The organism is Leptospira abararensis (assembly GCF_016918735.1).
Taxonomy (GTDB): domain Bacteria; phylum Spirochaetota; class Leptospiria; order Leptospirales; family Leptospiraceae; genus Leptospira_A; species Leptospira_A abararensis.
Window position 1 is genome coordinate 1 of record NZ_JAFFPR010000018.1, and the last position, 25555, is coordinate 25555.

Consider the following 25555-nt stretch of genomic DNA (forward strand, 5'->3'; position numbering starts at 1 on the left):
GGGATTTGATCCCTGTTAGATTTACCTTTTAAATCATTTCGACTTCTAATTTTCCAATTCCAAAAATTCTGTTCCTTCCTAACCTTCCTTCTTTATTCCAAACTGATACCAATCCACTTTGCGAGTGAAATGCATAACGGCTGCAAGAATGGAAAAGAGAGCCAAAGATCCCAGAAGTAACGCTTGTTCTTCGGATGCCAAAATTACATAAAGAAAAGAATACAGAACCAAATAATACGAAGCAGTGATAAGTCCTTTTCTTTTGTTCTTCAATACACTGATCGCATAGTATCCTATGAGTCCTGTTACTGCCAAACTCGACAAAATGTAGGCTGGCAAAAACCCAAAGTGTTCTGAAAAAGATAGATTCAGAATGTAAAACAATACCATAGCCGAACCGATTAAAATGTATTGGATCGGGTGTAACAAAACTCCACCAAACACTTCCATCAGAAAAAACAAAGCAAAACTGGTCACAATAAAGAGAAGTCCATACTTTACAGACCTCTCCATCTTCAAATAATGATCCACAGGAATCACTAAACTCACTCCATACCCAGAATTCAAAATGGAATTTAAGATCGAATCGTCCATAGAATGGATCACTTGGGGATAGGATCTTGCAAAGTAAGATGACTCCCAAACAGCAGAAAATCCATTCTCATGAATCGAACGATCTTTTGGTAAAAGGTTTCCATTAAAGGATGGATCTTTCCAATCAGAACTCATCATCAGTTTGGATTTTTTTCCAACGGGAATCACAGAAAGTGTTTCAGATCCTTTAACATCCATTTGGATTTCAAAGGTAATCGAATTACCAGCTTCTGAAATAAAAACGGGGGAATTCAGTCCTGAGGGTAAATAGGAAGATCTGGTCCCAGGTAAAAACTTTTTATCCTTACCTGCCCATGATAGTTTCATTTCGCCTCCAAGTCCCTTCAGATCAGAAACAGAAACAATGAGTTTTGCATCATCCCAGTAGATATAAGTTGTATCAATCGGAAAATCAGATGACTGTATTGGTGAAAATTTTCCAGTTACCTTCACCTTACTTGTGTATAATGGAATTTCGTAAATACTTCTTTTTCGAAGTTCTGTTTTCATATCTACAAAAGAATCCAAATCCTCAGGCAAAAAATAGGCATAATCGGTAATATAGTCCCATTTGTCCTTTTCCTTAGTGGAACCCGATTTTGGAATTCTTAGGTTGTAAGGAATCATCAGGATTGGGCCAACTAATGTTTGTTTAGTTCCCCATTTTTCTCCCACTTCGATTACAGCCTCATTTCTTGCGGCACTTCTTTCTTCGATTAAAGAACCAATCATCACCAGTGGAATGATAAATAATAAAACCATTCCGCCAAGGATGGCAAGGCGAAGGTTGACAGATGTTTGTAGTTTGCTCATAAAAATCTCCTATTACCAGGATAGATCTTTATCGTGAGTCTTTTATGTTCTGAATGTGAGGATTCTGTGAGGGTTTAAGTTTTTGGAAAAAAAATAGAAACCACAACACCTCGCGGTTCTCGATTCATGATTTCCAACTTACCGCCATGAAGGTTGACAATTTGGTTTACAATGCTAAGTCCTAAACCAGAACTTTTACGATTGTTTGTTGGTCTTGGTAAAGAATAGAATTTTTCTGTCACCCGAGTGAGTGCATAATCAGGAATCTTCTGGCCTTCGTCCATCACAGATAATTTTAAGGAATCGTCTGGTTCTTTATAAATTTCTATGTTTATGGTTTGGTTTTCGCTCGCAAAATCGATCGAGTTTCTGATCAAATTTTTTATGGCTAAATACAAATAATGGCGATTTCCCTTGATTTCCCAAGTTGTATCTTCACAACCAATCACCACAAGTATGGATTTCCATTGTAATTCGGATTGAAAATCAGAAATCACTTCCTCGACTAACCCATGAATGAAAACTCTATCTTCCAAGGAAAAAGATTTTTTTCCCTCCAGAGACGAAAGTTCTAACAATTGTTCAATGATATTCTGGATTCGTTTTGCTTCTTCCTGTATATTTTTAGTGAGTCGTTCCGATTCGTTGGGATGGGTTTGTAACAGTTCTACTGATGCTAAAATCGAGGAGAGTGGACTTTTGATTTCATGAGTCAAAGTTTGCACATAAGATTCTATATATTTTTTCCCTTCAATTTCTTCGACAAGTAAGTCCACCTCTTGTCCCAGTTCGTTCAACTCACGAATTCCAAGTTTGGGAAACACAACTTTCTCTTTTTTTCGAAGTGAACTCACATATTGAGAAAGTCTTAAAATGGGCCGAAAGATCAAATATGCAAGCACACTAAACAGGATGGCAATCGCAGAAGCAACAAGGAGAGAAATTCTCCAAAACTTTCTTTTTGCCTCATCAATAAAGGGAATCACACCAGTTTTGGGTTTGATGACAGTGAGAACACCAATGATTTGATTTTTATATTGGATGGGAGAGGCTACAAACAAAGCACCTTCCCCTTCCTTATCAAGGAGTTTACTCGATCTTGCACCATACTTTCCCTGAAGAGTCAAATACACATCGTTAAACTTAGAGTAATCGAGTCCTACTCTATAATCTTCAGAATCAAATATCACAATTCCTTTTGCATTGGTGATATAAACTTGAATGTCTGCATTAGTTTTTAAAAGAGAATAGATTTTTGCTTTGAAGGAACGTTTGTTTGTATTTTCAAATACAGGTGAAAATAGGGAATGAAGGGTATCTTGGAACTTTAGGTGGGCACGAGGATTTTGTTCTAATCTTTCTTCCACAACGGCAGACAAAATATGAGCCGTATCGTTTAACGACTCCTCGACAGTTTCCATGTAACGAGGGCGAATGGATTCTTCTGTTTTATCGATTAAATAATAAAATCCAATACTTAGGATAAAAAAAAACTAATGATGATTCGAATCCAAAGGTTCATATCTTTTCCTTCAATCCATAACCTTGTCCCCTTCTCGTTTCAATCGGGTCGAAGTCATTTTCAATTTCTTTGAACCTGGCACGGATGTTTTTGATAACTGTATCCACAGCGCGGTCGAAACTATCTTCTGGTTCCGTCCACACATTGTCCATAATTTCTTCTCTAGTAAAAATACGACCGGGCCATTTAAAAAATAATTCTATGATTTTGTACTCGTAAGGCGAAAGATTCAAAGTTTTTCCATTCAAATAAACTAATTTTTTATCCAATGAAATTCTAAATTTATGATCTTCCATTGGTTGGGGTTGTGTTGTTCTTCTTAAAACGGCCCGTATCCTTGCCAAAAGTTCTCTGGGACTAAATGGTTTTACAAGATAATCGTCTGCTCCAATTTCCAATCCCAAAACTTTATCAATTTCTGTATTTCTTGCCGTTAAAAAAATAACAGGCGTTTGATATGATTTTCGGATTTCTTTCAAAACTTCAAATCCACTTTGGTCAGGTAGTCCAATATCGAGAACAATGAGAGAGATATCATGGGAAACTTTTTGAATTCCCTGTTTTCCTGTGGAAGCCAGCGATACAGAAAATCCTTCCGACTCCAAAGTGATTTGGATGGTTTCCTGAATCCCTGGTTCATCTTCTATCAGAAGTATTTTGGTCATAAGTGAAAATTTATTTTCCTTCTGCCCAGGACTCTTCTCTAGGATCGGCAACTCCGATCAGTTTCCCATTTTTAACATCATTTAACACTGCACAGACGGAACCAAAATCATTATCCAGATGCCCTTTTTTATAAACTTTGTAACCCTTCGTTTCTAAAGAATCAGAGACCGCTGTATACAAAGTCTCTTCTAATTCTATTCCACCAGGCCTGTAAGTATGTGGAGAAAAACTATCTGGCCAGTTCACCGAACGAAACCTAGGCGCCTCCACTGCTTTTTGTGGATCCATTCCAAACACTATGACATTTAGAAAAAATTGAATCATCGCTTGGCTTTGGACATCGCCACCAGGTGTCCCAAAACTCATCCACAACTTTCCTTGTTTTAATACCATTCCTGGATTAGGTGTGATCCGTGGTCGTTTTCCAGGAGCGAGTGCGGAAGGATGATTTGGGTCCAAACGAAACTGTGTCATACGGATTCCTAAAGTAAGTCCTGTACCTGGAACCATAGGGGATTGAGGAAAATCACTCGGTGTGAGAGAGACTGCATTCCCGCTTTCATCCACAATACTCAAATAAGTTGTGTCTTTCCCATACTTAATTTCACTGATAGTCTCATCCTTTGTTTCGTTAGGTTTTGTGTTAGCAGAGTTTGGCTTCTTTGTATCAAACATCCAAGGATTTCCGGAAGGAGGTGTAACCCCAAAGGCATCTTTTTGAATCAGTTTTCTTCTGAGAGTCGCATATTTTTTGGAAAGCAAACCATCAATAGGAACCTCTACAAATTTTGGATCTCCAAAATACTTTTCTCTATCCGCAATGACAAGCTCAATCGCTTGTGAAACTGTATGGATATATTCCGGTGAGTTATGACCCATCGATTTAAGATCAATACCATCTAACAGTTGCAAAACCATGGGAACGACCGGTCCTTGTGTCCAAGTTTGGTTTGATAAAATTTGATAATCTCTAAACTCACCGGGAACTGGTTTTTCCCAACCACCAACATAGTTTGCCAAATCTTCTTTCGTAATCAGACCATTTTTATCCGTATGTAGTTTTACAATGGCGTCAGAAATAGGTCCTTTATAAAAATAGTCTCTTACAGATTCTAACGCTTGTTTTCTGGTTTTTCCCCTTTTTAAGGTTTGAACTTCTTCATTGGCCATAGACTTCCATGTCTTCGCAAGATCCAATCGTTTGGTAAGTTCCCCTTCTCTAATTCCATACCACCATTTTTTTTCAAGATATACTTCTGAGTTGTATGGCATAATCAATGTAAAACCTAAACGTTTATATAAAGGTAAGTCTAAGTTCTTTACTAGAATTCGATTTGCTGGAAATCCTTCTTCCGCTACACTGATTGCAGGTTGCACCAGTTCTGAGAAAGATTTGGTTCCGTGATCTTGTAACAATCGTACTATCACATCGGGAGATGCAGGTAACAACTGAGTCAAAATAGAATTTTTTGGCATCACATCATAACCTTTCTCTTTAAACCATTCGATGTTTGCTTTTTTAGGTGCTGTCCCAGCTCCTATGTAACTTTTGACTTGTCCTGATTTTTTATCATAAACTAATGTTGGTGCAACGGAAGGAAAACTAGCAGCTTCTCCATTGGTTACATTTAACACAAGGAGGGCTGCAACTGCTGCATCAACAGCATTCCCACCACTTTCTAAAACTTTGATCGCAGCCTTAGTCGCCAATGGATTCCCAGTAGACACCATAAACTTTTTTCCAACGGCAGCATCACGTAAACTTCCTTGCGGATCTACATAGGAAGGAACAAGTGGCCGACGACTTCCCAAACATTGGAATAAAAAAATCGAAACTGCCAGAGAGAAAAAAATCTTTAGTAAATTTGCCATGAAATCCTCAAATTACAATTTGATAAAGACAATGGCAAATTTTGATTCTATGTCGAACCAATTTTTACAATTTAAATCGTTCTGTGATCCCTCTCAAAATCTCTGCTGTCGAGGCTAAATTTTGTGCAGAGGAGGACATCTCTTCCGAACCAGAAGCAGTACTTAACGTATGTTCATTGATTTGAATGATGACTTCCGAAATTTCTCTTACTGCTCTCTTTTGTTCATTAGTAGAAAGTTTGATTGTCTCTGCATCGAGACCCATTTGTTCAGCACCTTCATCTACTTCTCGTTTGATGGACTCTTGGGCAGAAGTGACTGAGTATAATTTGTTCATCGCTTTATTTACTGTTTCCACATTTTGGATGATGTTGTGTAACATTTCGGCGGAAGAACGAATGGCATTGGCACCAGAATCCAATTCCCGATTGTTTTTAGTAATCATACTTCCAATCGATTTAATAGAGGAGGCTGTTTTTTCTGAAAGTTTGGAAATCTCATCCGCTACAACGGCAAACCCTCTTCCTGCTTCACCAGCTCTAGCTGCCTCAATGGCAGCGTTCAAAGCCAATAGCTGTGTTTGGTCAGAGATTTCATTGATGATTTGAATGATGGCAGTCATCTCTCCCGAGGAATGAAGGATGTTTTCAATCATTTGGCTCATACCTTGGATGGACTCTTCTCCTTTTTTGGCTTGGTTAGAAATAGATTCCGCTAACTTCAATGTGCTTTCAATTTCAGATCCAATTTTGCGAATACTTTCTGATAGTTCTCTAATTTTAGAATGGAAATTGGTAAAGTTTCCAAATTGCCTATCTGTAGACGCGGCAATATGATCCATTCCTGCGGACATTTCTTCAATCGTGGCAGACATTTCTTCTGAAGATGCAGCAGTAGACTGGGCTCCTGTGGCAAAATTATTGGAAGAGGAAGTTAATTCTTCTGATGAGGCCGCAAGTTCAATGGTAATCCTTTGGATCTCTTCAAAAGATTTTCTTAAACTAGCAATAAATAAGTTGAGTCCTTGTCCCATTCGTCCAATCTCATCATCATAAACAACCTTGATGGTCGAAGTTAAATTCCCATCTGACATCTCTTTAAAAATATGACTCACGTCTTCTAATGGATTCAAACGTTTGCTAAGTAGGATAAAAAATAACCAGATGGAAATGCAAGCTATGACAACAGAAGAAATTCCAATCATCACAAGTAATTCAAACAATGCTTCTTTAATTTCTTCTTTTGGTTGGATAGCAAGGATCACCATTCCCCAATCTTTTAAATGATGACTCACAGCAAGGTGTTCTCTTTCTAAATATTCAAACTCAAGTACATCTCCTGTTTTCAAAGACAACATACGTGCACCTGATTCATCTTTGGACAAATCGTACTTTAAAATTTGAGCTTTTTCTTTTAAAGCAATGAGTAGTCCCGCTTTTGTAGAAACAACAACATAACCGTCGCGACCAATTTTGATTTTATTGATTACCTTATCAGTTAAGTTTATGAGTGAAAGTGCAATGCCCGCGTTTCCAATTAATTTTCCGTTGTCATACACCGGGTAAGTAATGGTAACCACTGGATTGTTTGTGAGCGGATTTAGAATAGGTTTTCCAACGAAGTGTCTTTTTTCTTTACCAGCCTTTAGTTCTTCTGGATCCATATCCTCCGGTTTCATTTTCCAACCAATGGCTTGGCCAGTAGCATCAGCTACAACTCGGGGATCATTATCGTAAGTATGTGTGTAGATATTTTCATAAACTCCATACCGATCATTCATCTCCTTAAAGTAGGCCTGCGCGATAGGTTTCCCGGTTTTTAAGGATGTAATGGTTCTCTGGTCATTGGCTACAGTTTTAATGACATTCACATGATTTACAAAAAAATCATCGATCTCTTGCCCAACAACTTCTACAATTCCTTGCATTTGTCCGATATAAGCCTCTTTTATCTTTTTCTGTCCGAAATAATAGGCAATAACACCAACAGAACAGCTGATGATAAACAGAATAGAAGCTCCACTCAGTAACAAAATGAATTTAATAGAATTACGCTGCATAAATTTTTCCCGATTGTTTATATTGAACGTGGTTATGAATATCAGAATATTCTTAAAGAACCCACCACATGGTCTATTAGTTCAGAGTTTGAAAGCACTGTTTTTTTGCAACATACCTAGAATCATTCTAACAAAAAATACTTTTTTTATAATATAGGGATTACTACTCATGTCCAAACCATATGAACAACGAAATCTATACAAAATGGGAAGAGCAGTCATCTTTAGTCATCACTCGAATTTCTGGTGCTGTGACAGAAACGGAAGTATCCGAATGGAAACAAAGTCTGGAAAAAACGTTTGCTGAAATTCCTGCTGGCACCAAATTCAAAATCTTTGTAAACCTTCACGGTCTAAACCCTGCCTCCGTTTCCGCACACAAATCCTACCGGGACATAATCCCACTTCTTTTAAGCCAGTACAATTGGAGAATTGGGTACTTGGATTTATTCGACGAAGCAAAGGATTTAAAACTTACTTCCAAAAACAAAATTGAATGTTTGGCTGCTGTCCATTGCCACCATGATAGTTATAAAATCAATGAATACGAAAATCGATTCGGAAAAGATTCAGAACATTTTTTTGATGATCCCCAAAAGTCAGAATCATGGATACGAAACTATTCCTTACCCGCTAATTAAATTAAGAAAAGCGAATCGTTTTCTTAAGTAAAAAGCCACTCCCTGGTCTCAGCGGATTGGCTTTTTGTTTTCTATGAGATGAATCTTGTTCTCTAAATTGAGAAGAGAAAACGTCCTTGACTTTAAGTGAGAAAACATAAAATCGCTGGGATGAAAAAACAAATCCTCCTTTGTATTTTATTTTTGTTCACAACAGGACTCATGGCTAGTCCAGAAGCAAAAGCACAAGAACTCTGCGATTGTTTAAAAAAGGCAAAGGCTTCCGAAAAAGAGGCGGATAAAAAGAAATGTTTGTCACAAAGAGAAGAACATGTAGTTGCCTTAAAAAAAGGATCTAAAGCCTATGATTCCTACCTCACTTCTTTACAAAAATGCGAACAAGAGTTAGTTGGCACACCAGAAACAAATTCTAATCTTTCCACAGAAGAAAAAGTATCTGCTGTTTGTGATTGTTTTCAAAAAGCAGAAAAACAAAACAAAATGGGTTGTTTCAAACTTCAAAGTGATTACGGAAAAACCATCGCTGATCTAGAAGAGAAAAAAAAGTTCAATCTCTCTTCTAGTAGTTGTAACTAAAAGAAAAACAACAACGAAAGGTTACAGTCTTTCGTTGTATGATTGGATTTCCTTCCTTTTTCTCTCTAAATTATTTTTTAAAATACTTCCCGATTTTTTTCACAGGAAAATACAAAATACCTACAAGGAAAAATAAAGGAATCATCCAAATCAGATAGTATGTTAATTCTAAAAATACATTTAGGATTCCAATAAAAGCATTTTTGTACGTTGGGACTTGGATTTTATCCGGTGGGATGGGTGTCGAAAAATTTACGTTTAAGGTGGCCCATTTTACCTTATCTTTGATTTTCCAAATTTCATGTTCCGAATTGTCCAAATTATTTTCGCTATCGGTTACAGCTTCTTCGATCGCTTGCCAATTTTTTGAATTGGCTGAAGTTTGGTTGTTCGCATTCGAACGTCGAGCTAAACGAATTTTTTCACGATTTGATTTGATCTTCTGCCAAACCATTCCTTCGGTATGATCTACAGTGGAAATGTCTTCACTAAGTAATACCCCATAAGTATCCAATTCAATCAAGGCTTCATATAATTTTTCGGAATGGATATGAACGCGAAGGCTCATATAAGGAGAGTCTGCATTCACAGCAGAACTACTTTCGATATAACCATATTTGGTGATAAAACCAAGGATATCCTTACGTGTTTTAATCAAATTTTGGGTTTGGTAACTTAATTGGACTTGGTATTCGAGTAATCGTTCGGAACTAGTGGGGATAGGAACAAATACTTGTCCTAATTGGCTTTCGACTGACGGTTGTTCAACGTTCTCTTCGACTCTCGGAGCACTGGGAGCCACTTTTTTTTCACTAGCAACATCCATGGAACGCATCTCGGCTTCGAGCGGTGCCGTACTTTCCCCGTTAGATTCTTTTCCACAGTTCAGGGTGAAGACAAACAGTACGAAGATTAAAAATATTATTTTATTTCTCACAAAAAATCCTTACTAACCATTTCTATAGTTACTTAACAGCTCTCCTTAGACAGATTCTCAATAAGAAGTGGTTAAAATCTCCGACGAGTAAAACTGTCTTATAGTTTTTTACTTAAAAAAGATTTCGAAGGAATCAGAAATGGAACTTCTAACTCAACAGTTCCCATTCCCCCACTAATTACTTCCACGGGTTTCTCTTTATAAAAAATTTGATCTACAGTAAACGTTAAGGGATCCGGATCTGTGGTTGTGATCACTTCCATCACATCCCCTTTTTGGATTTTATTTTTGACTTCAATGACAATTCGTTTTGTATCGGATTTATATTCTTTTACAAACCCTGCATACTTTTGACTCATCTGTAAACTCGTTCCAAATTCATTGTTTTGGAAATCTCTTTCCTCTTCAGGAACTCTATCTTCCATCCCACGAGTTAAAAACCCAGAAAAATATTTTCTAGAAGAAACTTTATCCAGTTCTAGTAACCACTTCCTGTCAAAACCTTCTCCTCGTGCAATCCTATCTAAGGTGTGTCTGTAACTGCGAGCCACCATCCCCACATAATAATCGTTTTTAGTGCGACCTTCCACTTTTAAAGAATCCACTCCCGCATCACATAACTCTTGTAAGAATTCAATAGCTCGTAGATCTTTTGAATTCATTAAAAAGGTTCCCTCCTCGTCTGTAATGAGTTCCATCGCCTCATCATTCTGTTTCGGATTGGTCACAAACACTTTATACAAATCCCGACAGGCGTTATTACAAGAACCTTGGTTGGCATCCCGTTTTTTAAAATAATTACTCATAAAACAACGACCACTATGGGCGATACAAATGGATCCATGAACAAACACTTCAATTTCCATATCAGGAACTTCATTTTTGATTTCTGTTATTTCAGAAATAGAAACTTCACGCGACAAAATGACGCGAGTGGCACCAAATTTTTTCCAAAATTTTACTGCCGCATAATTCATTGTATTGGCTTGGACTGAAATATGAATGTCGATTTCAGGGTGAGTTTCTTTAGTCATAAGTATCAAACCAGGATCAGCCATAATCAATGCATCCGGTTTTAGAGCCGCCATCCTATCTAAATACTTTGGATAGGATGGTAACTTAGAATTTCTGGGAATGTTATTCACAGTGAAATAGATTTTTTTACCGAGTTTCCGGGCAAGGGATACACCCGCTTCCAATGCCTCAATAGTAAAATCGTTTTCTCTCGCTCGCAAGGAAAACCTAGGGACACCACAATAGGCTGCATCGGCACCAAATAGATAAGCAATTTCTAATTTTTCTAAACTTCCCGCGGGAAGTAACAGTTCTGGAATTTTTCTCATCTGGGATATACTCTTTACCCATCCCAAAAGAATCCCCTTTTCTAAAAAGGAAAATATATAAGATAGATTTTTAGATTGTTTCTAAAAATAAAAAAGGAAACGACAAAGAGATCCATCCATTCCATTCTAATCTATCATGTTGATTTACTTTATACTTTTAATCTTACATATTTTCTCTGCGATGGTTTGGGTGGGAGGAATGATTTTTTATGTAATCGTAGTGATGCCTGTCATACGAAATCCGGAACTAAAAGATCAGAAATTAAGGTTACTCCAATTAACAGCTCTCCAGTTTAGAAATATATCTTACTTTATTTTTTTAGTTTTTCTTATCTCAGGGATAGGACTTCTATATAACAAAGGTTATTTTGAATCAAATGGAGCACTTTTTTCAACTAACATAGGTTTCATGTTTCTATCTAAAATAGGATTATTTACCATTTTATTTTTATCTTCTTTATATCACGACTTTGTGACTGGCCCCAAAACATTTCTCTACTTAACAACTGATCCTGTTCAATATGAACGGTATAGAAAAACTTCTGCTTTCTTTGGTAGATTCAATTTGTTGGTATCCGTTTCGATTGCGATTTTAGGAATCCTTGTGTCCCGGGGATTCTCCCTTTTCTGAATTTTTATCCCCTTGACTTCGAAAGGTCTCCTCTTCCTTTGGAGTAAATGATTTCGAGTCGCATTTTCATATTTTTATTCATTCTAATTCTAATCTTGGATCCGAGGCTTTCCCCCACTCTGGAGGCCTTTCACGGAATCCTACAGCCGGCGTTTGGAGCAAGACAAGCGGGAATGGGAGGTGCCTTCCAAGCAGTGGGAGGATCGGTGATGGATTTGGAATCGAATCCATCCCATCTGGCACGAGTCAAACGTACCAAATGGGAGTTAGGTTCTGCAATCCATTTGCCCACGATTGAATATAATGACGAGTACATTGATCCAGATCCTAGTCGTTCTTATCGAAACTCCACAGTGGAACATCCGAAAGCAGTTCTACCTTATATCGGGATCATCAAACCTATATCTGAAAATATCAGTATTGGTTTTGCTTTGTATGCACAAGGTGGTGGGGGCGGACAGTTTAAAAATATCAAACGACATACTCCTGATGGTAGAACACTTAATGAAACCTTTGGGACAAACATCCCCATCATCGGAGAAAGTACAAAAGCAGTAGAAGATTTAAATTTTAGATTTATGACCATGAAATCTACGTTTGGTGCCGGTTTCAAAAAAGGAAACTTTGCCATAGGTGCGGGTTTTGACTTAGTTTACGGGTTTATGGAATTAAAAAGAACCTACCAAGATGAAACAAGAAGCCTTACCATCCCTGGTGGAATTCGTTATCAAAGTGATTCGGCCTATACTATGGGAGGAAAAGTCGGAGTTTCCTATGATCTAACAGAAAATATACGAATTGCTTATTCCTACACTACCAGAAATTTTTTACCCATGGATGGAACCATGAAGGTAGATGGTTACGCACCAGAAAGATCCTTCGGAACAAGAGTGTCTCGGTATATGATTTGGCCAGACAAACATATCGCAGGAATTTCCTACCGCACCGATAGGTTTATCATCGACTTCGATATCAAATACATTCCTTGGTCTGAAAGTTTCAATTCTAGTAAATTTCGCCTAGAGGATGTTTGGGTAAGGACACCCATTGGAGTGGAAACCAATGCCTTTCAATTCAATTTAAATTGGAAAAATCAAACCATATTTGCCATTGGAGCTGAGTATAAGTGGAATGATCGTTTTATGAGTCGAATGGGATATAGTTATGGAAATAATGTAATTCCTGCTAGTGGCGTAAGTCCCATGTTAGGAGCAAGTATAGAACACCATCTTTCGATGGGAGGAAGTATCTCCTGGAATGATTCCACAATACACATTGCTTGCGAATATGGATTTCCTAAAAAAACTTATGGGGGAAAAACTTCAGACTGGACGTTATCCCATGCCATCTATTCTAGTAAAGAAATTCATCCATTCCAATTTTCTTATAACAAACAAATGAGTGTATTTAGTATTTATCTTGGAATGGAACAAAATATTTAAAAGGGAAAAAATGAATTCAAAATCTATTGGAAAATTTGCGATCGGACTCTGGATTGTAACAGTCATCACACTTGGGTATTTTTTTTATTTCGGAAGTACAAGCCGTTCTCTTGACAATCGAACTGCCATACACCTAACACCTGCAGAACGACAATTAGTGCTGACTGAAATGAGGGCCCTACTCACAGCAGTCAATGGAATGCTTGGCGGACTTGCAGACAAAGACTACGAAAGTGCAGCAAAAGCCGCAGATGCAGTCGGCATGGGTCTTGTGGCCAGTTTAGAACACCAGGAAAAAACTATCCTTTTGAAACTTCCTGTGGAATTCAAAAAACTGGGTTTTGGAACTCATGAAAAGTTTGATGAAATCGCGGCAAAAATTCGCAAAAAACAAGATATCCATAACTTACTAAAAGAAATGGATGAACTCACACGTAATTGTGTGGCTTGCCATGCTAGTTACAAAATAGAACTCGACTCGGAAAAAAAATAATCTAAGAACAAACTGGATTATTTATGCCAAAGATTTCAAGATACTTTATTAAGTCTGGAATGTTGTATTTGTTGTTTGGAATTTTAGTTTATGCTTACTCTGAATTTCCAGGATCTCACTGGAATATTCATCTAATGCCTGTTTACTGGCACATGATAGCCCTTGGTTGGATCACTCAAATCATTATGGGAGTTTCTCTTTGGATGTATCCTAAGGGAAAAAATCCAGGAGCAAAAAACGGATCCAATCTTTCTTGGATGGCTTATGTTTGTTTAAACTCAGGGCTTATCTTTCGCATTCTTTCTGAGCCTTTTTTGTATCTCAATAGAGACCTCTCCATTATCCCTTTTGTTAGTTCCATCTTTTTACAATTTGCGGGAATCCTTTGTTTTGTCTTGGAAATTTGGCCAAGACTCGAACCGCAAAGGAAAAAATAGAATCTATGTTTCCTATACAATCCGTTTGGTTCATTCGAATTTCCCTGATCTACCTACTCATCGGATCCTTGTTAGGAGCTCTCCTAATGATTCAGAAAGCCTTTGAATGGAATCCCACAATTTGGAAATTCCTACCTTTGCATTTTACCATTCTGATTTGGGGATTTTTGATTCCGTTTATCATGGGAAATGCGTATTGGATGTTTCCCAAATTTCTTTCAGAATTTCCGAGGGGGTCGAGTTGGCAGGCATGGATGATGTTTTGTAGTTACCATCTTGGACTCATTTTGTATTTAATCACAAAAATTCTTTTTCCCTATGATTCCTTGGCCCTACTTGGAAAGTTTCTCATCTTTTTTGGTTTAGTTACATTTATAAAACTTACTTGGGCACGGGTGATTTCCTATAATTCATAAAAAATAGGTTCATTGATCTAGATCAATTCCTTCCTACAAGATGAGTGGTAATTTGTACCATGAAGTATTTTAACTCTACTTTCCATGGTTTTATTTTATTCCTAATAACGGTTTCGTTCTCATGCCATGAACATACTGGTTCAAAATTTCCCGAACTAAATAATGGCAAAGCTTGGCTGGCGGACAAATCTACAAGGTTGGGATTTCAGAAGATGGACGAACAATTTCATCATGCTAATTCTCTTGAGTCAATAGAGGACTACCATAAACAAGCAGATCAAATTTTATCTATTATCAATGAAATTCAATCTTCTTGTACAATGTCAGGACAAGGTCATGAAGAACTACATAAATATATAAATTTATTATTAGAAGAAGTGCATATCATGAAAGGAAATGATATTGGATTAGCTAAAAAAGCAAAATCAGATCTCGTGGAAAAAATAACTAGATATTCGTTATACTTTGAATGAACAAAGTAAATTCAAAAAACTGTAGTTATATACTAAACTTAATGAACGGTTTGTAATCTAAATCTTCTTTCAGGATATGATTAGTAAGCCAAGCGCGTAAAAAATCAATTAAATCCTTAAAGAACGTATCCAATAATTCATCATTAGAAAGTAAATTTCCCTGATTCAGTCGATTCTTTAGATCCAATATTTTATCTGTAAACTTATTATGTTGTAGGATATGAGCTTCCAGATTCGGATATTGATTGAGTTCCATCACACGCTCTTCAATCAAAAAATGACTCAGCGTATAATCCTCAAGTTCAGAAACTGCCTCGAGTAACACCTTCGATTTTCCTGAAAGGTGGTGTTTGTTTTCTTCATAAACTACTTCGATATTGTTAATCAACCGAAAGAGTTTTTTATGTTGAGAATCAATCTCGGAAATATTCGTTTCATACTTCGAATCCCAATGCGCTATCATAAGAGCCTCGTTCTTTCAGGATTTTGCACTGCCCAAAGAGGACAAGTGATTAATCCCAAACATTGCGAAACTATAGATTTCACTAAGCCTATGATTAGAATAAGAATCGTTCTAATTGATTCCCAAAGGAATGCTAAACTGTCAGAGAACAGGCTTTCTACCGCTTCTTCCGTTTTTTATGCGAAGCTTACTTCGCTTACTCATCCCCCTAATTGACAATTATCAACACAAAGGATTCGACCCATCTTGATCTAGATCAATTCATCTTCGCAAAATCTGGCATTCAATGGGAGGTGAACCAATGAGTGGGCGGTATCCAATGAACAAAAAAATCTTTCAATTAACCATGATAACAATTGTCACCTGTCTTTCGCTAGTCGGTGTTTCTTGCGGAAAGGATGAAAATTCCAATGCAGGCCAAGGAATATCTGCCGTTGCCGATGACAAATCACAACAAGATGTATTAAAAATTGCTTTGGGTTCAAAAGACCATACAACCCTTGTCGCTGCTGTCCAAGCTGCTGGACTCGTGGATTCCCTTGCCAACCAAGGCCCGTTCACTGTGTTCGCACCAACAAACGATGCATTTGCAAAGTTACCGGCAGGTACTGTGGATGACCTTTTAAAACTCAGCCAAAAGGATTCTTTAAAGAACATCTTGGAATACCATGTTGTGGTGGGTAATTTAACTGAATCCATTTTGAAATCAGAGTTCACCGGCAAAGATGACGAACTCGGTATGGCAAATGGAGGTCACACAAAAGTTTCCGTAAAAAATGGAAAGGTTATGATCAATGGTGCCACCATTATCGCATCCGTTCCTGCTACTAACGGGATCATCCATGTAGTAGACACAGTCTTACTACCTCCTGCGAAGAAATGATAAATACTAAAATACTAAGGAGTATTTAAGATGAACCCTTCAAAATTAACCGGAGTGCACTACCGACTGAAACTCGGACTTATAGTAGGACTCTTAATCAGTATGACAATTATTTCCTGTGGAGGAGACAAAACAGAAGAAACACCGTCATCTAACGCAAGTTCTAAGGGAATAGGGCCAGTGTCGTCTGTTACCCTGGGAACATTAGACCAGTCAATGGCCGATCGTGGAAAAAAACAATTTGAAGCCAAGTGTTCCGCTTGTCACAAATTTGAGGAAAAGGTTGTAGGACCTGCTCTCCAAGATGTTACACTCCGCCGAACTCCTGAATGGATTATGAATATGATTCTAAACCCAATCGAGATGACTCAAAAAGATCCAATCGGACAAGAGTTACTCGGTGAACACTTAACTCAAATGACTTTTCAAAATATTAAGGAAGAAGAAGCACGAGAGATCCTCGAATACTTCCGCAAGATGGATTTAAAATAGGTAACTATATGTTAAAAAAATCAAATTTAATAATTGTTACACTTGGAATCACCCTGATGGCATTCGTTCCGAATTGCAAAAAGGGCGCAGCTACGGCAACACTTGCTTCCGATGCTGCTTCTAGAGTGTATGTGGCTCCAGGAGAAAAGGACGAAGTGTACGCCTTTTTATCTGGTGGGTTTAGTGGTCAGATGTCTGTTTACGGAATCCCATCTGCTAGGTTATTCAAGATCATTCCCGTGTTTTCCGTGTTCCCTGAAAACGGATATGGATTTGATGAAGAAACCAAAGACATGTTAAAAACAACTCATGGTTATGTGCCATGGGATGATAGCCATCACGTAGAAGCGTCTATGACAGATGGAAAACAAGATGGTCGTTGGATGTTTTTAAACGCAAACAACACACCAAGGCTTGCAAGGATTGATTTAAAGTCTTTTGAAACAAAAGAAATTTTAGAAATCCCAAACACTGCCGGTAACCACGCATCTCCGTTTGCTACCGAAAATACAGAGTATTTGATGGCAGCAACAAGATTCTCAGTTCCGATTCCGCAAGCAAGTGTTGCCATCGATAGTTTCTCCAAAGGTGGGTTCAAAGGAACTGTCACTATGGTGAAAGTAGATAAAAACACAGGTAGACTTTCCATTGAATTACAAGTCCTTGTTCCTGGGTTTAACTATGACTTATCCCATTGTGGTAAAAAGAAATCCCATGATTGGTGTTTCTTCAGTAGTTACAACTCGGAACAAGCGCACAAAATGTTAGAAGTTGGTGCTTCCAAAAAAGATAAAGACTTTATCTTAGCTTTTAACTGGGTTCGTGCTAAAGAATGTAAAGACCAAGGAAAGGCTTATAACTTTGGTGGTGAATACGTAAACAATTTTCATGAAGAAAACAAAGCAGCCGTCTCAACTAAGTTAAGCGGCGTGAAGATGTTAAATCCGAAGGATTGTCCAGGTATGATGTATTACATGCCAACACCAAAAAGTCCACATGGAACTGACGTTGACTCTACAGGAGAATACATTGTTGGTGGTGGAAAGTTAGCATCTGTAATCCCAGTTCACTCCTTTAGCAAAATGATGGAAGTGAAAGACAAAAAGGAACATCACTCGACTGAAATCGAAGGAATTCCCGTCCTTAAATACGAATCCACACTTGCTGGTGAAGTACAAAAACCATGTCTTGGTCCATTACATACTGAGTTCGACGGAAAAGGTTATGCCTATACATCTTGTTTCGTAAGTTCAGAAGTTGTAAAATGGAAACTCGGAACATGGGAAGTGGTACAACATCTACCTGCTTATTATAGTGTAGGTCACTTGTCTATCGTTGGTGGAAGTTCATCAGAGCCTTATGGTAAGTATCTGATTGCGATGAACAAAATTACTAAGGATAGGTATCTACCCGTAGGTATGGAGTTACCACAAAGTGCGCAGCTCTATGATATCTCTTCTGGAAAAGCAGAGTTGTTGTCAGACTTCCCTACTGTAGGGGAACCACACTATTCACAAATGATTCCGGCAAAACTGCTTATGGATAAAACTGCAAAACTCTATCCTCTAGAGGAAAACAAACATCCATACGCGACTAAAAATGAGAATGAAGCAAAAATTGTAAGACTCGGAAGCACTGTCCACATCTACATGACTGCAATTCGTTCCCACTTCAAACCGGACATCATTGAAGCAAGGACTGGAGAAACCTTATACTTCCACGTAACCAACTTGGAACAAGATTATGACATTCCTCACGGATTTGCAATCGGTGGAGCACCTAACATGACAAATCTCCTTATCATGCCAGGTGAAACTAGAACCTTTAAGTGGGTTGCTCCAAAACCAGGAGTGTATCCTTTCTACTGCACAGATTTCTGTTCCGCTCTACACCAAGAGATGCAACAGTACATCCGAGTTAGTCCATAAATTATATGAAAACTTTACTTTTCCAAACGTTAAGTAAAAGAAACCGACTCCTAATTTTAGGGGTCGGTTTGGTTCTGGTTTTAGTCTATTTCATTCCCATTTGGTCCATATCCATTTCAGCTCCACAGTATCCTGAAGGACTTGGAATGCAAATTTGGATTAGTAAAATCACTGGGGCCACTCCTTATGATTTAAAAAACATCAATCTTCTGAATCATTACATTGGAATGCAAGAGATCGTTTCGGAATCCATTCCGGAACTTCTATTTATGCCGTATGTTCTTGGTTATCTGATCTTTGGTGCTTTTATCTCGGAACTCTATCCCAAAGTGGGGATGGCAATTCTTGGGATCATCAACTTGATCCTTGTAGGGCTTGTGGGACTTTCTGATTTTTGGAGATGGGAATACAACTATGGACACAACTTAAATCCAGAAGCACCTATCATTGTCGAAGGAATGGCTTACCAGCCGCCACTACTTGGTTGTAAAGAAATGTTAAACATTACTGCTTGTAGTTATCCTTCTTATGGTGGTATGATTTTAGGGTTAAGTCTCGTCGCATTGATCTATATTCTCTGGGATGAAAATCGTAGGAAAAAATCAAATGTGGTTTAAAAATTTAAAACTAATTTGTATCTTTCTCACAGTTGGTCTGATCAACTGTGGGGAAGTCCGTCCCGAACGATTGACTGTTGGGGAAATGAAATGCAGTCATTGTTCTATGAACATTGTAGATATGAGATTTCATACACAACTCATTACATACAAAGGAAAAAGATACCACTTCGATGCCATTGAATGTCTGGATCAATTCCAAAATGAAAAAAACTTAAAAGCACAAAAAATATGGGTCACTAACTATTTAGATACAAATGAGTTTCTTTCAAAAGACGAAGCCATCATCATCCATTCAGACAAAATTCGTTCGCCAATGGGAGCGGGACTAGCCGCTTTTAAAACTCATGAAGACTCAATTCCATTCCAAAAGTAAAAGAGTTGATCCAAGAACCAATTTGAATCATAAACTCAATCAATCACATAATCATATCCAATTTCTATGGAAACAATCTCTCTCTATTTTATCTTTTATTCTTTTCTTTATTTTTCCTAACTTTCCCTTGATTGCAAAAACTATTTCTGTTTGTTCCCACTGTACGGTAAAATCAGTAAAATCTGCCATCTCTCTTGCACAAAATGGAGACAGAATCCATATCCAATCAGGAATCTACAGAGAAGGATTTTTACCCATTACAAAATCCATCACCATCATCGGTGAAGCAGGAGTTGTCATCGACGGACTCAAAGAAAAACATGTGTTTGGAATTTATTCCAATGGAGTTCGTCTAGAAAATTTAAAAATCATTGGAAGTGGAATTTCTGATTTAACCGAATTTGCAGGAGTGTATGCTGATAAAGTGAAAAACTGCCATTTCGAAAACTTAAACTTAGAAGATAATGTATATGGTTTTTATTTAGCAGAAACAACCAACTGTACTCTAAAAAATAATGTTTCTATCGGAAACGCAGAAAATGAAGTCCTGGGTGGAAACGGAATCCATCTTTGGTCTGCGCGCAATAATAAAATCATTGGGAACCAACTAAAAAACCACCGCGATGGAATTTATTTAGAATTTTCAGAAAACTTAGAAATAGAAGGCAATGAAGCCAAAGAAAACATTCGTTATGGAATGCATTTTATGTTTTCCAGTCATAATCAATTCAATCGAAATGTTTTTAAAAATAATTCTGCCGGTGTCGCGGTGATGTATAGCAAAGACATCCATATGGAAGAAAACGATTTTTTGGACAACTGGGGAGAAAGTTCGAATGGAATTCTTTTAAAAGATATTGCCGATAGTACTTTATCCAAAAATCGATTTGAAGGAAATACAATTGCTGTCTTTGCCGACGGGATCACCAATATAAAATTTCAAAGTAATGATTTTATTAATAATGGTTGGGGAATTAAAATTCTTGGTAATACTGATTATAACAAAATTATAAATAATAATTTTATAAAGAATGTTTTTGATATCAGCACCAATACAAAATCTACTACCAATATATTTTTAAATAACTACTGGGATCATTATGAAGGTTATGATTTGGACAAAGATCATATTGGAGATGTTCCCCATAAAACCATTCACTTTTTTGGTTACTGGATTGCTGTGTACCCTTTTCTTATGGTGCTTTATGAATCCCCAGTGGTTCTATTTTTACAAGGAATTGAAAAAGCATTCCCCATTGTGACACCGATCGAGTTTGAAGACCAACATCCTAGGATGAAGGAAAGAATATGATAGAAGTAAAAAATCTTACCATCAATTACGGTGGTAACTCAGTTGCCGTAAGAGATGTAAACTTTCAAACAGAATCAGGGAAGATTCTCTCCATCATTGGTCCCAATGGATCAGGAAAAAGTTCTCTCATCAAAGGAATCCTTGGACTCGTTCAACCTAGTTCGGGACAAATTCTATTTCGAAGTAAAAATGAGGAACCACATTCTATCGGTTATATGCCACAAACCCCTCGTTTTCCGACAAACATCAAAGTGAAAGAACTGATTTCTTTTTTTAAAAAACTAGAACCTGTGGAAGAAGACAGATTTCAAAACTTACTATCTATTTTGGAATTAGACAACCATATGGATAAAAAAATTGGATCTCTCTCTGGAGGAACCAAACAAAAAATCAGTATTCTACAATGTTTTTCTTCCAAAAAAGATTTGTATGTAATAGATGAACCTACTGCTAGTTTAGATCCTTACATCTCGCATCTACTAAAGTCTCTTTTAGTCGAAAAGAAAAATGAAGGCTCACTCGTCATATTTTCTACGCATATACTCGCAGAATTACAAGAGTTAGCGGATCGTTTTTTGCTTTTATCAGAAGGATCCATTCTAATCGATGATTCTCCAGAAAATTTCCTCCGAAAAAATAACAAAACGGATCTGGATCAAGCTTTGATGAACTTCTGGAATGAGGAATACAAAACAAAACCATGAAAGAAATTCTACTTTTTGAAATTAAAGAAAATATTCGAAGCCGTTGGGTATTTATCTACTCTGGCCTTCTTGTTCTCGTAATGATGATCTTAAGTTTTTTTGGCGATCAAAACGGAATCCGTTTGCTCGTAAGCACAATGAATCTCACTCTTATCGTGATTCCACTCTTTTCGATTACCTTTTCTGGAATGTCATTTTTAGAATCTATGCCCTTTGCTGAAGTATTACTTTCCAAATCGGTCAGTCGCAATTCATTGTTTTTTGGGAAGTATTTTGGAATCACCATTTCACTTTCCCTTGGATTGCTCTTTGGTCTGGGAATTCCGGGACTCATCCTTTTTATGAACGATCCTAAGTTTCTATTTTTATTTTTTGAACTATTGATTTTTGGAATCTTTTTAACTGCTATCTTTGTTGCGATTGCGTTTTTGATTTCTTCTTTTATCCGAAGAGGCGAAATTGTTTTAACTGTCTCTCTTTTGGTTTGGTTGTATTTTTTTATCTTCTTCGATGCATTAGTTTTTATCTTTAGCTTATACTTGGGTGATTATCCGATTGAAGTTCCTTCTCTTATCATCATCCTACTCAATCCCATAGATTTAATTAGAATTCTTTTGATTCTACAAACAAGCTCTTCCGCTTTACTTGGTTTTTCAGGAGCTTTGTTATTAAAACAATTTGGACTTTTAGGTGTATTAGGAATTACTGTTTTGTTTTTATCTTTATGGGTAAGTATTCCTCTTATGATTTCTTTTAAACGATTCCAAAAAAGAAATTTCTAATTTTTATTTCTGATATGAACAAATAATTGAATCCACTTGATTTAGATCATGGATAGATCAAAGTGGATTGAGTAGAATGAGATTTGACTACCATGAAACGTTGGATACAAATTGCATCGATTTTAATCCTACTTCCCTTTATAGGTAAAATCCTATTTTTGGAAACGGGACTGCTTGCACAATCCTTGTATCAACTCTCAATGGTTTGCCATTGCAATCATGGTTCCAAAAACGAAGTCCATAGAGAAGAAAATCCAACACCTTCAAAACGAATCATATGCCACCTAACCAAAGGAAATGGCCCTCATCAATGTTCCTGTGCCAAAAAAAAATCGGCAACAAAAGTTATCCAATCCCAATTGATGAATCCCAGTTTCCCATTTGAATCAAAGTTTCTAAACAAAATCTCCTATGAAGTAATCATCCTACCCTGCAAGACAACATTCCAGCTCTTGACCGGATTTTCGCACCCACCTGACAAACCACCAAGACATACCCTCACCTAAGAGCCATTTAAGTTCGTTCCTTTCCGAAGGAACAGTAAAACAATCAATTAGGATCACTGAGCCGACCGTTCAATCCTTGGACTTCTATACAAAGGTAATTTTATGTTTAAGAATTTATATTCCATCTCTCTTCTATGTTTGGTCTCGATCAATTGTAGTATGGCTAAAAATACGGAGGCCAATCATTCTTCGAACTTACTCACTTTACTTGCCGCGGCCAGCACGAATCCCGGTTGCGCCATCTCTTCTGCTTCTGCCATCCCAAGTAATTTAACACAGGTCGAAAGTAAACCTCGGCTTAAATATTCGATCTATGGATGTGATGAAAATGGATTTAACAATTTAGATCTAGCACAAACAGAAATCATAAAAGGAGCAACAGGAACCAGTGGAACCTCCATTATTTATACAAAGGGAGATGTTATGCTCGCCTCAAGTAAAGGTGGAACCAATATCGAAGTATCTTTTACTTTGAACTCACCAACTAGCACACTCGATGTGATTGCCTATGGAACGGGAACTGTACTCAGTGGACCCACATATCGTTTGATCGCTGGAGCACAAACACAATACAAAAATGCTTCTAATGTGTTTGGAAACACAGGTAAAGGTGGATCTGTGGTCGCACCCATACCAGCAGTGGGAACTAGTTATACCTACTGTTTGGATTTTCAATCCACGCCAGGTGGATCCAGATTCTTAAATGGTTTCAACAAACCATGTTCGGAACTCACAGATACAGAAAGAGGATCTATGTCCTACTATCCAATCATGCAAATGGTGAACGTACCCGTATATACCGGTGGCAATCGATTGGGTTTTGTGTTGAACGGAGCGACAATCACTTCTTTCACAGTTGGTTCCATCGTATCGAATACAGAAATGTAAGCTTTCTCTCCAAACACTTGTCATACTGGTGAATTTAGTAGCCAGTATGATTTTTTGGACAAGGACAAAAAACAAAATGAAATTTAAAATTATAACCATCTTACTTATTATAACCACTCCTCTATTTTCAAAAGAGGTAAAACTAGAGAATGCTTATATCAAATATACAACATCACGAACTTCCGTAGTTTATTTGACTCTAAACAATACTTCCAATTCAGAAAAAACACTCATCGAAGCAAAATCAAACATAGCAGACCGAGTAGAGTTATTCACAATGAAACCAACGGAAACAGGAATGAAAATGATTCCTGTTTCTGAAATCACTATTCCCCAAAAGAGTTCCGTTCCTCTCACTCCGAAGGGTTATCATATCATGCTCTTTGGAATCAAATCTCCTCTCAATCTAAAAGAATCCATTCCCTTTCGTTTTCTATTTTCCGATGGGTCGGAGGTTCAAATCAATATTCCTGTGGAATCAAATCCACCTAACAAAGATATTCATTCAAATTCGTCTGGGAACTCATCCAAAAAAGAGGAACCATCTCCTTTGAACGGTTCTAGCGAAACGGATATGTCTACTTATGATCCAACTGATTCACCTAACGAAGACCATTCGAATCATGACCATTCAGGTCATACGGGACATGAACAACACAATCGAGCTGATGCCTTAGCCCCTGCAGGTATCATGAACCCACATATCCATGAAAAGGGGAAGTGGATGATTGATTACCGTTATATGGGAATGAAGATGTGGGGTTTACAGTCAGGAACCAGTGGTTTATCTGATCTTGGAACCTTATATTTTCCTTTTACAGACCCAACGGTGCAAATGCCAACAGGAAGTTTGATTACAAGTTCTCCCTTAGGAACTACCATTCCCTTGATTTCGCCTAACAAGTACAATTATATGTCTGTTCCGACAGATATGGTGATGGAAATGAATATGGTAAGTGCAATGACTTCCATTTCCGATAAGTGGATGATTATGTTTATGGTTCCTGCAGTAAAAAACAAAATGACTATGGTATCCAGTAATTTTGATCGAGCACCAATGAGTTCTGCAGGAATCGGGGACGTAAGTTTTAGTACAGCTTACCGATTGATTAAAACAGAACATCAGAATTTTTTTACAGGGATGGGCCTTTCGCTTCCTACAGGTTCGATCGATGAAAGGGATAATATGCCCATGATGGGAAAACAAAAAGTTCCTTATAATATGCAGCCAGGAACAGGCACCTACAGTTTGTTACCACAACTATCGTATAACGGGAATTATAAAAGAATTTCCTGGGGTGCCCAGTCACAAGCCACTTTACGAATTGGAAAAAATGACAACAATTATCGATTTGGAAATCGATACGAAGTTTCTGGATGGATTTCTTTTCTTGTGCACGAATCCGTTTCTTTTTCTGTTCGTGTAGCCAAACAAAGGTGGCTCAACTTACAAGGATTAGATGCAACCTTAGACCCCAAGATGGATCCACAAAACGATCCCTACCGCCAAGGAGGAACCCGTAGCGACTTACTCATCGGTTTAAATTTCCTTGTCACGAACGGAATTTTACAAGGAGCACGATTTGGATTTGAATATGGCAAACCCTTCCATCAAAATCTAAACGGACCACAACTGGGAACAAGAGAACTCATCAATGTATTTGCCTCTTTTACATTTTAAAATTTAAT

27 protein-coding genes are annotated in these 25555 nt (G+C 37.5%); 19 read left to right on the forward strand and 8 right to left on the reverse strand.

Annotated features, from left to right (window positions below; genetic code table 11):
* Window positions 1-78 precede the first annotated feature (78 nt).
* The 5 genes from creD to JWG40_RS04850 form a co-directional block, all read right to left on the reverse strand.
* Complete coding sequence (gene creD / locus JWG40_RS04830) at window positions 79-1407, reverse strand: cell envelope integrity protein CreD (protein WP_205284731.1); 1329 nt, start codon at window positions 1405-1407, stop codon at window positions 79-81.
* A gap of 74 nt (window positions 1408-1481) precedes the next feature.
* The gene (gene creC, locus JWG40_RS04835) at window positions 1482-2864 is read right to left on the reverse strand and encodes a two-component system sensor histidine kinase CreC (protein WP_408611487.1); all 1383 of its coding nucleotides are present in this window, start codon (window positions 2862-2864) and stop codon (window positions 1482-1484) included.
* Between the two features lie 61 nt (window positions 2865-2925).
* Window positions 2926-3594: a response regulator gene (locus JWG40_RS04840; protein ID WP_205284732.1), complete on the reverse strand. Its 669-nt coding sequence runs from the start codon at window positions 3592-3594 to the stop codon at window positions 2926-2928.
* A gap of 10 nt (window positions 3595-3604) precedes the next feature.
* Entirely contained in the window at window positions 3605-5467 is a 1863-nt protein-coding gene (locus tag JWG40_RS04845; protein ID WP_205284733.1) for a gamma-glutamyltransferase family protein, read from the reverse strand.
* Between the two features lie 64 nt (window positions 5468-5531).
* A complete protein-coding gene (locus JWG40_RS04850) occupies window positions 5532-7526 on the reverse strand; it encodes a methyl-accepting chemotaxis protein (protein WP_205284734.1) in 1995 nt (664 codons plus the stop codon).
* Between the two features lie 182 nt (window positions 7527-7708).
* Between JWG40_RS04850 and JWG40_RS04855 the strand changes: the two genes are divergently transcribed.
* Together JWG40_RS04855 and JWG40_RS04860 are read left to right on the forward strand one after the other, a co-directional pair.
* Complete coding sequence (locus JWG40_RS04855) at window positions 7709-8167, forward strand: hypothetical protein (protein ID WP_205284735.1); 459 nt, start codon at window positions 7709-7711, stop codon at window positions 8165-8167.
* Window positions 8168-8293: 126 nt separating this feature from the next.
* Window positions 8294-8743: a hypothetical protein gene (locus JWG40_RS04860; protein WP_332470270.1), complete on the forward strand. Its 450-nt coding sequence runs from the start codon at window positions 8294-8296 to the stop codon at window positions 8741-8743.
* Window positions 8744-8813: 70 nt separating this feature from the next.
* On the opposite strand, the gene JWG40_RS04865 is transcribed toward JWG40_RS04860, so the two are convergent.
* Both JWG40_RS04865 and JWG40_RS04870 read right to left on the reverse strand, forming a co-directional pair.
* Window positions 8814-9680 (reverse strand): DUF4349 domain-containing protein, encoded by an 867-nt coding sequence (locus JWG40_RS04865; RefSeq protein WP_205284736.1) that lies wholly within the window; start codon window positions 9678-9680, stop codon window positions 8814-8816.
* A 98-nt stretch (window positions 9681-9778) separates the two neighbouring features.
* A complete protein-coding gene (locus tag JWG40_RS04870) occupies window positions 9779-11032 on the reverse strand; it encodes a U32 family peptidase C-terminal domain-containing protein (RefSeq protein WP_205284891.1) in 1254 nt (417 codons plus the stop codon).
* A gap of 190 nt (window positions 11033-11222) precedes the next feature.
* On the opposite strand from JWG40_RS04870, the gene JWG40_RS04875 reads away from it, so the two are divergent.
* Genes JWG40_RS04875 through JWG40_RS04900 form a run of 6 tightly spaced genes read left to right on the forward strand, consistent with a single transcriptional unit; the run spans window position 11223 to window position 14915 of the window.
* Entirely contained in the window at window positions 11223-11654 is a 432-nt protein-coding gene (locus tag JWG40_RS04875; RefSeq protein WP_232369182.1) for a hypothetical protein, read from the forward strand.
* A 47-nt stretch (window positions 11655-11701) separates the two neighbouring features.
* On the forward strand, window positions 11702-13096 hold the full coding sequence (locus tag JWG40_RS04880) for an OmpP1/FadL family transporter (protein ID WP_205284738.1): 1395 nt from the start codon (window positions 11702-11704) through the stop codon (window positions 13094-13096).
* Window positions 13097-13106: 10 nt separating this feature from the next.
* The gene (locus JWG40_RS04885) at window positions 13107-13589 is read left to right on the forward strand and encodes a hypothetical protein (protein WP_205284739.1); all 483 of its coding nucleotides are present in this window, start codon (window positions 13107-13109) and stop codon (window positions 13587-13589) included.
* 23 nt (window positions 13590-13612) lie between these two features.
* On the forward strand, window positions 13613-14026 hold the full coding sequence (locus tag JWG40_RS04890) for a hypothetical protein (RefSeq protein WP_205284740.1): 414 nt from the start codon (window positions 13613-13615) through the stop codon (window positions 14024-14026).
* Window positions 14027-14031: 5 nt separating this feature from the next.
* On the forward strand, window positions 14032-14442 hold the full coding sequence (locus JWG40_RS04895) for a heme-copper oxidase family protein (protein ID WP_205284741.1): 411 nt from the start codon (window positions 14032-14034) through the stop codon (window positions 14440-14442).
* Between the two features lie 59 nt (window positions 14443-14501).
* Window positions 14502-14915, forward strand: a complete 414-nt coding sequence (locus JWG40_RS04900; protein WP_205284742.1) for a hypothetical protein — start codon at window positions 14502-14504, stop codon at window positions 14913-14915.
* Between the two features lie 25 nt (window positions 14916-14940).
* Here JWG40_RS04900 and JWG40_RS04905 read toward each other — a convergent pair whose 3' ends face one another.
* Window positions 14941-15378 carry a bacteriohemerythrin gene (locus JWG40_RS04905; protein WP_205284743.1) on the reverse strand — a complete coding sequence of 146 codons (438 nt, stop codon included), beginning with the start codon at window positions 15376-15378 and terminating at the stop codon, window positions 14941-14943.
* A gap of 319 nt (window positions 15379-15697) precedes the next feature.
* On the opposite strand from JWG40_RS04905, the gene JWG40_RS04910 reads away from it, so the two are divergent.
* The 11 genes from JWG40_RS04910 (at window position 15698) to JWG40_RS04960 (ending at window position 25547) form a co-directional block, all read left to right on the forward strand.
* Window positions 15698-16261: a fasciclin domain-containing protein gene (locus JWG40_RS04910; RefSeq protein WP_408611485.1), complete on the forward strand. Its 564-nt coding sequence runs from the start codon at window positions 15698-15700 to the stop codon at window positions 16259-16261.
* A gap of 30 nt (window positions 16262-16291) precedes the next feature.
* Window positions 16292-16753 carry a c-type cytochrome gene (locus tag JWG40_RS04915; RefSeq protein ID WP_205284745.1) on the forward strand — a complete coding sequence of 154 codons (462 nt, stop codon included), beginning with the start codon at window positions 16292-16294 and terminating at the stop codon, window positions 16751-16753.
* An 8-nt stretch (window positions 16754-16761) separates the two neighbouring features.
* Window positions 16762-18681: a Sec-dependent nitrous-oxide reductase gene (gene nosZ / locus JWG40_RS04920; protein WP_205284746.1), complete on the forward strand. Its 1920-nt coding sequence runs from the start codon at window positions 16762-16764 to the stop codon at window positions 18679-18681.
* Between the two features lie 5 nt (window positions 18682-18686).
* Window positions 18687-19298 (forward strand): hypothetical protein, encoded by a 612-nt coding sequence (locus tag JWG40_RS04925; protein WP_205284747.1) that lies wholly within the window; start codon window positions 18687-18689, stop codon window positions 19296-19298.
* The gene (locus JWG40_RS04930; RefSeq protein WP_205284748.1) at window positions 19288-19674 is read left to right on the forward strand and encodes a nitrous oxide reductase accessory protein NosL; all 387 of its coding nucleotides are present in this window, start codon (window positions 19288-19290) and stop codon (window positions 19672-19674) included. The genes JWG40_RS04925 and JWG40_RS04930 overlap by 11 nt, the downstream gene beginning before the upstream one ends.
* The gene (locus JWG40_RS04935; protein ID WP_205284749.1) at window positions 19646-20986 is read left to right on the forward strand and encodes a nitrous oxide reductase family maturation protein NosD; all 1341 of its coding nucleotides are present in this window, start codon (window positions 19646-19648) and stop codon (window positions 20984-20986) included. Before JWG40_RS04930 ends, JWG40_RS04935 begins: the two co-directional genes overlap by 29 nt.
* On the forward strand, window positions 20983-21690 hold the full coding sequence (locus JWG40_RS04940) for an ABC transporter ATP-binding protein (protein ID WP_205284750.1): 708 nt from the start codon (window positions 20983-20985) through the stop codon (window positions 21688-21690). Before JWG40_RS04935 ends, JWG40_RS04940 begins: the two co-directional genes overlap by 4 nt.
* On the forward strand, window positions 21687-22472 hold the full coding sequence (locus JWG40_RS04945; protein WP_205284751.1) for an ABC transporter permease subunit: 786 nt from the start codon (window positions 21687-21689) through the stop codon (window positions 22470-22472). Before JWG40_RS04940 ends, JWG40_RS04945 begins: the two co-directional genes overlap by 4 nt.
* Window positions 22473-22564: 92 nt before the next feature.
* Window positions 22565-22978 carry an LIC_11090 family protein gene (locus JWG40_RS04950; protein ID WP_205284752.1) on the forward strand — a complete coding sequence of 138 codons (414 nt, stop codon included), beginning with the start codon at window positions 22565-22567 and terminating at the stop codon, window positions 22976-22978.
* A 102-nt stretch (window positions 22979-23080) separates the two neighbouring features.
* Entirely contained in the window at window positions 23081-23866 is a 786-nt protein-coding gene (locus JWG40_RS04955; protein ID WP_205284753.1) for a hypothetical protein, read from the forward strand.
* Between the two features lie 76 nt (window positions 23867-23942).
* On the forward strand, window positions 23943-25547 hold the full coding sequence (locus JWG40_RS04960; RefSeq protein WP_205284754.1) for a copper chaperone PCu(A)C domain-containing protein: 1605 nt from the start codon (window positions 23943-23945) through the stop codon (window positions 25545-25547).
* Window positions 25548-25555: the final 8 nt, after the last annotated feature.